Origin of the sequence: Halomonas sp. 707B3, from assembly GCF_024158645.1 — a bacterium.
GTDB lineage: Bacteria > Pseudomonadota > Gammaproteobacteria > Pseudomonadales > Halomonadaceae > Vreelandella > Vreelandella lionensis.
Window position 1 is genome coordinate 1 of record NZ_JAMZBE010000139.1, and the last position, 9,672, is coordinate 9,672.

Genomic DNA, 9,672 nt, shown 5'->3' on the forward strand with positions numbered 1-9,672 from the left:
AGTAGAGACCACGCGTGAGCACCTGATAGAAGGTGCCATTGCCGCCAAGCCCGCCACTATCCCGAATACGGACTAAAACAGAGCCGCAGTTCTGGCACTGCATGAAGGAATGATCAGTGTCACCTGCAGGACCACCATTGATATGCACGTCCTGACCGATCTCGACACAGGCATCGGAAGGCCTACCAGCTGTGCAGTCAGCGCATTTGCTATTGTGGTTGATAGTCATCGATCCTCCCTAGCAGGCCTAACAGTGTATTAGACGGCGCGTTCTATGATTGAATGAACGAGCGGGCACCTTTTTCCGGCAAATGCAGCTTGTCAGGCTCTCCTAAGGCTATGATTCTTAGGTCTATTAATTTCCGTTAGGCCGTATAGTCAAAATTTGAGTGCCTGCTGCTTTTTCCGGAATGTCTGCTCGGGGGCGTTTTCAGTCTTGGGTGCCAAGCTATACGCTGTCTTTTAGCTTCCGGGCACGGCCTAATTCCTACTGAAATTAGCCTAGCACAAGCTGCCGAAGTAGGCTGAAGCTCGCAAGCTTTTCATTTCAACGCTCCTTCGTGGCCTGCTGATTAGGGCATACATTTTTCTAGCGTTGGCGCGTCGCAGTCTTGATTAGATGGGAGCTGGAGGAGCAAACACGAACCCCGCGTAAGCTCTTGAAAGCCAAGAGGCGAGGTCATGTATTTATGGTCATGACACTGTTAGTTGCCAGTATGAGGGCTGAGGGCGAGAGGAGGCTAAATGCTAAATCAAACACAAGACTTAAGCCGACATAAAGTCATTCCAGCGCCTGACCAAATAGTTATGCTCATCCATGACGGTATTCCACACTGCAATGCGGCTCATTCTTGTCTGATAATCTCCGCCGTCGCGGATTTCGCCTTGATGAATCATATCTGAGGTGCCATCGGGGCCCGGAAGGTTCTTGGCGGCAGGTTTGCCGCCATACCAAAAGTCCCACTCTGCAGCGGAAAGGTGAGGGCGGGTCAGTTCGGGGGTGGAAATGTAATAGCCTTGGCGGGCCATGACGGCACCGGGCCATCCAGAAATCCACCAGTTGAGGTAGTCATAAGCCGCATCTAGCGTGCGCCCCTTCACATGCCGTGATATTGACATGCCGCCGTACCAGGCGCGATAGCCTTCTGTGGGGGCCGCCATGCGCACCTTGATATTGCGCTTTTTGAGATCCGTCATGGCGGGCGACCACAGACTTTCGATGCCGACCCGGCCGCGCACCATATCGGAAGATGCTTGATCCTGGTTGCTCCAGAAGGCGCGAAAGTGTTGCTGACGTTTGAGATTGATCAGGCAGTCAATCAGGCTGTCAATCTCTGCGAGGCTGAGATTACCTAGATTGTCGAACTCGACCAGGCCCGCTGCTTTGGCTGCCAGCGCGGCGTCAATAGCGCCGATGGCACTGTCATTTTGCAGGCTGACCATGCCTTTCCAGCGCTTGTCCAACAACCAGCTCCAACTCTCCTTGTCGATATCCAGCCCTTTGGGGAGCATGTCTGTGCGATAACCGAAGCTGTCCACATTGTGGCTAACAGGAAGCATGGTGATATGCCCACTAGGGCGAGAACCGTAGCTGCCATCGGGTTGGACATAGAGTAGCTTGACCGGGTTACTGCCTGCCCCCAGGGGAGCGTGGGGTGTCAGCCTACCGGTCTTGGGGAGGTCATTGATCATGTCCCAGTGTTTAATGCGATCCACCTGAATGGGTTGAATCGCATTAGCGGGCCACACGAAGTCCACGTTGTGAAACCATTGGTCATAAATATCGAAGCTGTCAGGGGTTAATACTCCCGCTTGCTGTGCGGCTACACCATCAAGAACCTCAAAAGTTAGGCGAAGGCCCAAGTCTTCCCGAGCACGCTTGCGAATGATTTCAAGCAGCGTTACCGATGTGCCGAGCACCCTTAGCGTGACCGGACCTCGCTGCACATAGGGCATGGCTAGCGGTTTGGGGGATGCAGCTTCATGCATGGAATATCCTGGGGCTTGGGTGGTTGCTAACAGCATTCATGAAGGTATTCAGCGAGTCTGTCACGCACTTGGCGGTGATGCCATGAGTGATGAAAATCAGCTCTGAAATGCGGTCGTCTTCAGGCCAGGCGTCTATGTGCTCTGGCGGGTGAATGGTGTGCTGAACACCGTGTATGATCACCGGCCGGGTATCCCCTTTTACATGCAGCACGCCTTTGACACGCATAATGTGGCTGCCATGGCGGTTGAGCAACATGGATAGCCAAAGGCCAAAGCACGTCCAGTCCACTTCGCCGTCGAAGCAGAGGCGGAATGACTGAACATCTCCAAGGTGAGAGGCCGCGTCAGGTGCTGGCGGCTTACGCCAGGGCCCAAGCCATGTTTTTACCTCTGAGTAGCTGTAGTGGTCAATATGCGGCCCACTGCCAAAGAGCTCATCACTGGCCTGCTTTAAGGCTTCCTGCCCCAATTGCTGTGCTGCCGGGTTGATAGTGTCAATCAGGCTTTGAACCTCATCAAGCTGGGCTTGATCGACTAGGTCGACCTTACTGATGACGAGTTTGTCGGCTACCGCAATCTGGGATTCCCACACCGGCTGGAGCTTGCGGCTGGCGGTGGCGTTGAGGGCGTCGACCAGAGTGAGATTGGTGCCTGGGCGCAGATGGTGCTGCAGTACAGGATCAGCTGTGATCGTTGAGGCGATGGGGCCGGGGTCGGCCAGGCCAGTGGTTTCCAGAATGATGCGTTTGAAGGGCGGAATTTTGCCGTCCTGCCGCTGTGACATCAGGCGCCGTAACGCATCAGACAGCTCGCCACGAATGGTGCAGCAGACACAGCCACTGGAGAGCAGCACGGCATCTTCGGCGATTTCACCTAGCAGGCGGTTGTCTAGGCCCACGTCGCCGAACTCGTTGATTAGTACGGCGCTGTCGCCGAAGTCTTCACTGGCCAGTACCGATTTGAGCAAGGTGGTTTTGCCACTGCCCAGAAAGCCGGATATCACGTGCACCGGTAGCAGTGGCGTCTTGTCGTTCATTGATCGGCTCCTCTCTGGGGCAAACTAGAAACATCTAAGCGTTAGTTTAACGATGCCAGAAAATTTGCATCTAACGGGTCGATATCCCGCCCAGTCATCAGTTCGGCTTGGCGCCAGATGCCGCCTAGATCCTGAACCATCTCGCGTTTGCCTGTTGCGCTGGCGATCACGAAGCTGGATGCCTGAAAATCTTCGAGCACGAGGCGATGCGGCTTAAGTACGCGGTTGATCAGTTCTGCCCGATAGGCCCTGGCACGGCGACGCTCGTAGTGAGCCTGCTCAGGGTCTTCGATGTGAGTGCTCCAGTGGTTTTCACCGCCGAATACGCCGCATAATCCGCACATAACAGCTCCTTTAACAGTTGATTCAGAGTGGCAACGGGCCTATTGGTTGGCAGCCGGGAAGCCCAAGTGATCGCTGGCGGCAAGCGCTACGCGCATAAGTGCCTCATCTTCTCCGCAAGGCGCCGTTAGCTGGATGCTGGTGTGCTGCTGGTTCTCGTCAACACCGCTGGGCAGCGCGATAGCGGGGGAGTCAAGCAGGCTTGCCACCATGCTCAGCCGCAACGTGGCGAGATTCACTTCAGCGAAACGCTCTGGGTTGTCTTCCAAAGGGGCAAGGAGAGGAGCCGTGTGAGCAACCGTGGGGGAGAGTAGCGTCGCCCCGGCGAGTTCATGGCGAAGTTGCGCTTGAAGTGACCGGCGCTGGCGATAAAGCGTCACTATGCTGTCCGGTGCCATCTTCTGCGCATTCATTAATCGCTGCCGAACTCTTGGATCCATAGCTTCTGCAGCTTCACTTTCCAACAGCTCACGGTACTCGGTGTAAGCCTCTGCTGCGCCCAGCCAGCCGTGATGTTGAATGAGGTGCAGGGTGTCGCTCACGCTGGCAAGCTTTCGTCTGATCAGGTGAAAGCCAGCATTACTAAGCTGCTCGGCGCTGCGCTCTAGGTTTTTCCGCACGCCTTCTTCGATACGTTCGTCGTCTAGATAGGCGGTATCCAGCACGATGACCGTGCGTTCGGGGTCAGCGCGCTCCCGCGTTGTGACCTCTTCTCCTCGCATGACATCGTCAATGGCCAGGCAGTCTTCCAAGGAATTAGCGATGACGCCAATGGTGTCCAGGCTATGGGCTAGGGGAGTGACGCCTTGCCGACTATGGCGAGCCTGGGATGGGCGATAGGATGCCAGGCCATTAAAAGCGGCAGGTACACGAAGCGAGCCTGCCGTATCGGTTCCGATTGCTGCAGGGACGATGCCTTTGGCAACGGCCACTGCTGAGCCAGAGCTGGAGCCGCCGGGCACCCTCGGTTCTCCTGTGCCCGGCGTGTGGTGAGGCGTGCCATAGTGCGGATTTAGCCCAAGGCCTGAGTAGGCCAGTTCGGTTAAATTGGTCTTGCCTAGGCATACCATGCCAACCGCTGTCGCATGGCGAACTGCAGTGGCATCGTATTTGGCAGGCTTTTTGGTGAGCACTCGGCTGCCAGCCGTCGTCACCGTCCCTGCAATATCGAAAAGGTCCTTCCAGGCGATTGGGACCCCATCTAGCGGCCCTAGCGAAGCCCCCAGCGCTTGGCGATGCGCAGCGGCCTCGGCCTCTAACATGGCGCGTTCGGGAGTAAGCGATATAAACACTGAGTTGCTGTCTTTAGCTGCTGCCAGACATTGGCGTGTCAGCATGACAGGGTCGAGCTTGCCATGTTTGATGGCTTCGCCGGTGGCAAGAGCAGTGTTTGTGTAATAGGTCATGCTAAACATCCCCCGAGTTGGTCGACTGGCGCTGTGGCGATGGTGATAGCCAGCTTAGCGATCTTCACGCTTGAGTGCAGAGGCCGGGATATCGTCGGCTGTCAGGCGCTCGAAGCGCTTCTGCTCGGTATAAACCCAGTTAAGCCCTACTGATGTCGCGAGAAAACGATCATCAAAATTGCTATCTAACTCTTCTTGAGGATAGCGGCGCAGGATCCAGGTTTTCATCAGTAGCACATACACTGCCAATGCGGTGATGAAGCCAACGGCATAGGCGTACTCTAGGAATATGAGTGCCATGGCCCCGCCCGCCAGCCAGGCGATAATGCCAGCTGGATTGAAGCCATTGAAAAAGCGGAATTGGCCGGCGGGATCGTATAAGGCTGGGACATTAAGGCGACGGTGCCGCAAAATATAGTAGTCCGCGACCATGATGCCGCCGACAGCGGAGAGTACCGCGCCATAGTAGCTGAGGAAGGTAAACAAATTGTTCAGAATCAGCCAAGGCATGGAAGCGGTGCCGATGATACCGGCAATGACCAAGGCGACAGGATAACTAATACGAGGGGCACCGGCATTGACGAAGGTAAGGGCTGCCGGAATCAAGTTGGCGGCATTATTGGTAGACCACTGAGCCAATATCACCATGGCCAATAGTGCCACCATGGTGAAGCCACCGCCCTGGCCTTGAATGACGGTGACGGGGTTCCAGTCACCTGCCGCGATAAAGGATACGCCACCAATCAACGCAACCCAGGCCTGGGTCGCAGGTAAGGCCAGAAACTGCGCGACGAAGACGTTGCGATTGCGGGCGAAGAAGCTGCGTTGTCCTCCAGGCGTGCGTAGGAAGCGGGTTAGGTTGGGAATATCCACTGCCAATGCTGACCAAAAAGCCATATTGGCGAAGAACAGCGCCAAAGGCAATACTTGTTGATCGCCAACAAACGTCCAGATATTGATGCCGTTGGTCTCAGCTAACACGTTGAGCGTGAAGTACATCCAGACTGAGATGGCGACGATGCAGGGGGCGGCGATAGAGGCGAGTAATTCTACTGCGCGAATGCCGAGAGCGGTGTTGACGATCTGCACTACCGCGAAAAGCACATACCACAATACCCAATTATCAAACCCCCACAGGTACTCCACAATGCCGTTAAGGGCCAGGGCGCCGAGATAAGTTTGTACACCGAACCAAATGGCGGCGACCACACCACGGGAGACAGCAGGAAGATGCGTGCCCTTGAGCCCAAAGGGGGCACGTAAGTAGACGGCAAACGAGAGACCGTGTTCTGTACCAATATCAGCGGTAAGACTCATGACGATGCCAAGCACAAGATTGGCAAAGAAGATGATCGCCACGATCTGAATCAGTGGTAGGCCAGCAACACCACCCGCGCCGAGCTGGAAGGTGGCAATGATGACGGCCATCCCGATCCATAACCATATAAAACCAAAGAATCCAATCGTTCGCTGATTCAGCCAGACCGGTAAAATGGAGGCTTCCAGCAAGTTCTTGTTGCTATTGTCTGATCCAGCCGTTGCCGGTTCGTTGATGTCTTTTGTATGTCCCATTGCATTGTTCCCCTGAATTGTTGGTAGTCAGTTTTGGTGACAATGGCGTGCTCATTTTTAAAGTTATAAAATGTAGTATGGATACAAAAAACATTATCTGGCAAGTGGCGTGCTGTAATTCTACGGCGCAGACTGGCGTTAAATAATCTAATATTTTGTTTTGCATAGAAAAAATACACGAAATCTTGGTGAGTATCTGTTTGAGGGTGTTTGGCAGGCTATTGCCGGATTTGTTCGGCTCAAAAGGCGGGGTGGGAAGTGTTAAGATATAACAATTTATGTGTATCTTTGCCTTGATGGTGGTAGCTAAGCAGGACTTGGTAATAACTAGGGAAGGATAAGTTTGTGGAGGATGTGGTTCTGACCATTGACGATAGTTCTAACAGCGTTCAAGAAGGGCAAGCTCCACGCTATGCCAAGATTCAAGAATCGTTACGCGATGCCATTCTGTCTCAGCGTTTGCCGCCCAGCTTGGTGCTGCTTGAGGGGCCGCTGGCGAGAATGTATGGAACCAGTCGTGGGCCAGTGCGCAAGGCGCTTGAGCTGCTGCATCAAGAAGGGTTGATCAGTCGCTTTGAGGGGCGCGGTTTTTTGGCGACTCCGGAGCCTGAAACGGTAACGCCGGAGCGTCAGGCGTTGACGCCGGAAATGCTGGGACTAGCCGCTGACTACAAGTCCCAGATCGATGCTCGCCCGATCTCTGACCGCATATACGTCGAGGTGGAGGAGGCTGTTGCCACATGCTTAGCCTTTGGTCACTTTCGCATCGTTGAGACGACGCTTAGTGAATATTATGGCGTCAGTCGTACCGTTGCCAGGCAAGTGTTAGGTCGCCTTCGTAACCAAAGGCTGGTAGAAAAAGATAATTACTCGCACTGGTTGGCGGGGCCGCTTACAGCTCAGGCAGTGGCTGAAGATTTCGAAATTCGTGCGCTGCTTGAACCGGCGGCTCTTAGGGCTTCAGGCCCTCTGCTGGATAAAGCTGAACTAGAGGCGATGAAAGTAAGCACTCAGCGCTTGATTGACCATCCTGAACTACAGAATGCAGAGTCGATCACTCGGCTTGAGCAAGATTTGCATCAGCGATGCCTGCGTCATTACCGAAACCGCAAGGCTTGCGAGATGATTGCTCAGAGCCAGCTGCCGGTCATCGTAAACCGCATGTTTTTTCAGACGGTCGGTGTACCCCCGAACGAGCCCCTTTTGAGGGAGCATCAGTTGGTGCTTGATCATCTATTGTTTGGTGCTTTCGATGCTGCCGCTTCAAGTTTACAAGCGCATCTCCAGGCGGCTGCCGAGCGTACCCGGCGCCGGCTAAAGGTATTGTCAGTTTTTCCAGAGCCAGACCTCCCGCCTTACCTGCTCAAAATTTCTTGAGCCGCTCCCTTTGAACGCCCCTGTTGTCCTGTTAAAGCGGCTAGATACTTGCGATAAGGGCAGTTTCTAGCGCTTTGGGTTCTCTTCTTAAATGTAACCTGGATTTAAAAGTCAAAAAAATGCCCAATTTTGGGGCGTTTACGTAGTTTTCAGCTCTCCTTCAAAAATGTGCTGCACCATGCAGTCTAGTTTTTTACTGTCAAAATTCATGAATTTATCGAGATTATAGCCTTATTTTCGGTCTTTTTAGCGATTTTTTGCCTTTTTGGTGCGGTTTGAAACGATGCATTGAGCATTTTTGGGTGTCGATAATACTTCATTGACAAAAATGACTGTTGTGTCCAGTCTTCAATTTGTGGCGTTTGGTGATAGTGATCATTCGCCTGCTGCAAGCACACCATGACCAAGTATTAATAACGAGGTGTTCAAAATGGCTAAAAAAGAGATTCTCTGCGCATTTGGTGTTGACGTTGATGCCGTCGCTGGCTGGCTGGGATCGTACGGTGGTGAGGATTCGCCCGACGATATTTCCCGCGGCTTGTTTGCTGGTGAAGTTGGTGCACCGCGCCTGCTTAAACTGTTTGAACGCTACAACCTGAAGACGACCTGGTTCATTCCCGGCCACAGCATTGAAACCTTTCCGGAGCAGATGAAAGCCGTCGTTGATGCCGGTCACGAAGTTGGCGTTCATGGCTATAGCCACGAAAACCCTATTGCGATGACGCGTGAGCAAGAGCGGGACGTGCTCGACTACAACATCGATCTAGTCACCAAGCTATCTGGTAAGCGACCGACAGGTTATGTGGCCCCGTGGTGGGAGTTTAGTCCGGTCACCAATGAGCTTTTACTTGAGCGTGGCATCAAGTATGACCACAGCTTAATGCACAATGACTTCCATCCTTATTACGTACGCGTCGGCGACTCGTGGACCAAAATTGATTACTCCAAGGATGCGAAGGAGTGGATGAAGCCGTTGGTCCGCGGCAAGGAAACCGATTTGATCGAGATTCCTGCCAACTGGTATCTCGATGACCTCCCGCCAATGATGTTCATCAAAAAGTCGCCTAACAGCCATGGTTTTGTTAGCCCACGCCACCTAGGTGAAATGTGGCAAGACCAGTTTGATTGGGTCTACCGCGAGAACGATTACGCGGTGTTTACCATGACCATTCACCCAGATGTATCGGGCCGCCCTCAAGTGCTGATGATGCTTGAGCGACTGATTGAATATATGCAGAGCCATGAGGGTGTGCGCTTCTGCACTTTCGATGAGATTGCTGATGACTTTGCTAAGCGCACCCCGCGCAGCTAATGCCGATAAGCATTGTTAATACTAAAAACGATAATTGAAAAGAGGGTGAAGTCGATGGCCGAACCAAACTCAAGTACGACTACCGAGGCAAGTCAGCACGCTGACGAACCTTGGAATGCAGTCATCACCAAAAAGCAGATTGGTTATGCATCGCTGGTCTGTTTTATTGCCTGGGTAGCGTCGGTTTACGACTACACCCTGTTTGGAACATTACTTCCTGTCATTGCAGAGGATTTTGGTTGGAGTGCTGCTAAAGCTACGGCTATCAATACCTTTGCAACGATAGGCGTATTCTTAGTTTCTCTGGTCGTCGGCTTTATGCTCGATCGTTATGGTCGTAAGAAAACGCTGATTTTACTGGTCATTGGCGGGGCAATGAGTTCTGGGCTATCAGGTGTCGCCATGGGAGCTGCTTCGATGGTGATTATCCGCGCCTTCTCGGGCTTTGCGGTTTCAGAAGAGGTCGTAAACGCTGTTTATCTCAATGAGATCTACAAAAAGGCCAAAGGTCGCGGCTTCATGTACAGCCTAGTGCAGAGGAGTTATTGTCAAATCTGGTGTATGACCATCAGGCGGCGTCTCTGCCAGTTTGATCATCCACCTGCTCTCCATCCCGAAACTGGACGTTGTCCACGACC

The 9,672-nt window shown here is 53.3% G+C and carries 9 protein-coding genes; 3 read left to right on the forward strand and 6 right to left on the reverse strand.

What is annotated here, in order from left to right; all coding sequences use genetic code 11:
* The 6 genes from BIS10_RS15105 to BIS10_RS15130 form a co-directional block, all read right to left on the reverse strand.
* Positions 1-229, reverse strand: a 229-nt coding sequence (locus tag BIS10_RS15105) for a hypothetical protein (RefSeq protein WP_253506312.1), incomplete at its 3' end; no start/stop codon positions are given.
* Positions 230-765: 536 nt separating this feature from the next.
* On the reverse strand, positions 766-1,989 hold the full coding sequence (locus BIS10_RS15110; protein ID WP_253506315.1) for a PotD/PotF family extracellular solute-binding protein: 1,224 nt from the start codon (positions 1,987-1,989) through the stop codon (positions 766-768).
* Positions 1,982-3,025, reverse strand: coding sequence for a GTP-binding protein (locus BIS10_RS15115; RefSeq protein ID WP_253506318.1), 1,044 nt, complete (start codon positions 3,023-3,025; stop codon positions 1,982-1,984). Before BIS10_RS15115 ends, BIS10_RS15110 begins: the two co-directional genes overlap by 8 nt.
* A 41-nt stretch (positions 3,026-3,066) precedes the next feature.
* A complete protein-coding gene (locus tag BIS10_RS15120) occupies positions 3,067-3,369 on the reverse strand; it encodes a hypothetical protein (RefSeq protein WP_074211333.1) in 303 nt (100 codons plus the stop codon).
* A 39-nt stretch (positions 3,370-3,408) separates the two neighbouring features.
* Positions 3,409-4,773, reverse strand: coding sequence for an amidase family protein (locus BIS10_RS15125; protein WP_253506321.1), 1,365 nt, complete (start codon positions 4,771-4,773; stop codon positions 3,409-3,411).
* A 54-nt stretch (positions 4,774-4,827) separates the two neighbouring features.
* The gene (locus BIS10_RS15130; protein WP_253506323.1) at positions 4,828-6,345 is read right to left on the reverse strand and encodes an NCS1 family transporter; all 1,518 of its coding nucleotides are present in this window, start codon (positions 6,343-6,345) and stop codon (positions 4,828-4,830) included.
* 345 nt (positions 6,346-6,690) lie between these two features.
* On the opposite strand from BIS10_RS15130, the gene BIS10_RS15135 reads away from it, so the two are divergent.
* From BIS10_RS15135 to BIS10_RS15145, 3 genes are all read left to right on the forward strand, one after another.
* Positions 6,691-7,722, forward strand: a complete 1,032-nt coding sequence (locus BIS10_RS15135; RefSeq protein WP_253506326.1) for a GntR family transcriptional regulator — start codon at positions 6,691-6,693, stop codon at positions 7,720-7,722.
* A gap of 430 nt (positions 7,723-8,152) precedes the next feature.
* Positions 8,153-9,034: a polysaccharide deacetylase gene (locus tag BIS10_RS15140; RefSeq protein WP_253506329.1), complete on the forward strand. Its 882-nt coding sequence runs from the start codon at positions 8,153-8,155 to the stop codon at positions 9,032-9,034.
* A 54-nt stretch (positions 9,035-9,088) separates the two neighbouring features.
* Positions 9,089-9,672: MFS transporter (locus BIS10_RS15145; RefSeq protein ID WP_253506332.1), on the forward strand; the 584-nt coding region annotated here is incomplete at its 3' end.

What these genes read in the sequence shown, in the direction of transcription:
- BIS10_RS15110 (WP_253506315.1), bottom strand. Translation starts at nt 1,989, where the DNA reads ATGCATGAAGCTGCATCCCCCAAACCGCTAGCCATGCCCTATGTGCAG.
- BIS10_RS15115 (WP_253506318.1), bottom strand. Translation starts at nt 3,025, where the DNA reads ATGAACGACAAGACGCCACTGCTACCGGTGCACGTGATATCCGGCTTT.
- BIS10_RS15120 (WP_074211333.1), bottom strand. Translation starts at nt 3,369, where the DNA reads ATGTGCGGATTATGCGGCGTATTCGGCGGTGAAAACCACTGGAGCACT.
- BIS10_RS15125 (WP_253506321.1), bottom strand. Translation starts at nt 4,773, where the DNA reads ATGACCTATTACACAAACACTGCTCTTGCCACCGGCGAAGCCATCAAA.
- BIS10_RS15130 (WP_253506323.1), bottom strand. Translation starts at nt 6,345, where the DNA reads ATGGGACATACAAAAGACATCAACGAACCGGCAACGGCTGGATCAGAC.
- BIS10_RS15140 (WP_253506329.1), top strand. Translation starts at nt 8,153, where the DNA reads ATGGCTAAAAAAGAGATTCTCTGCGCATTTGGTGTTGACGTTGATGCC.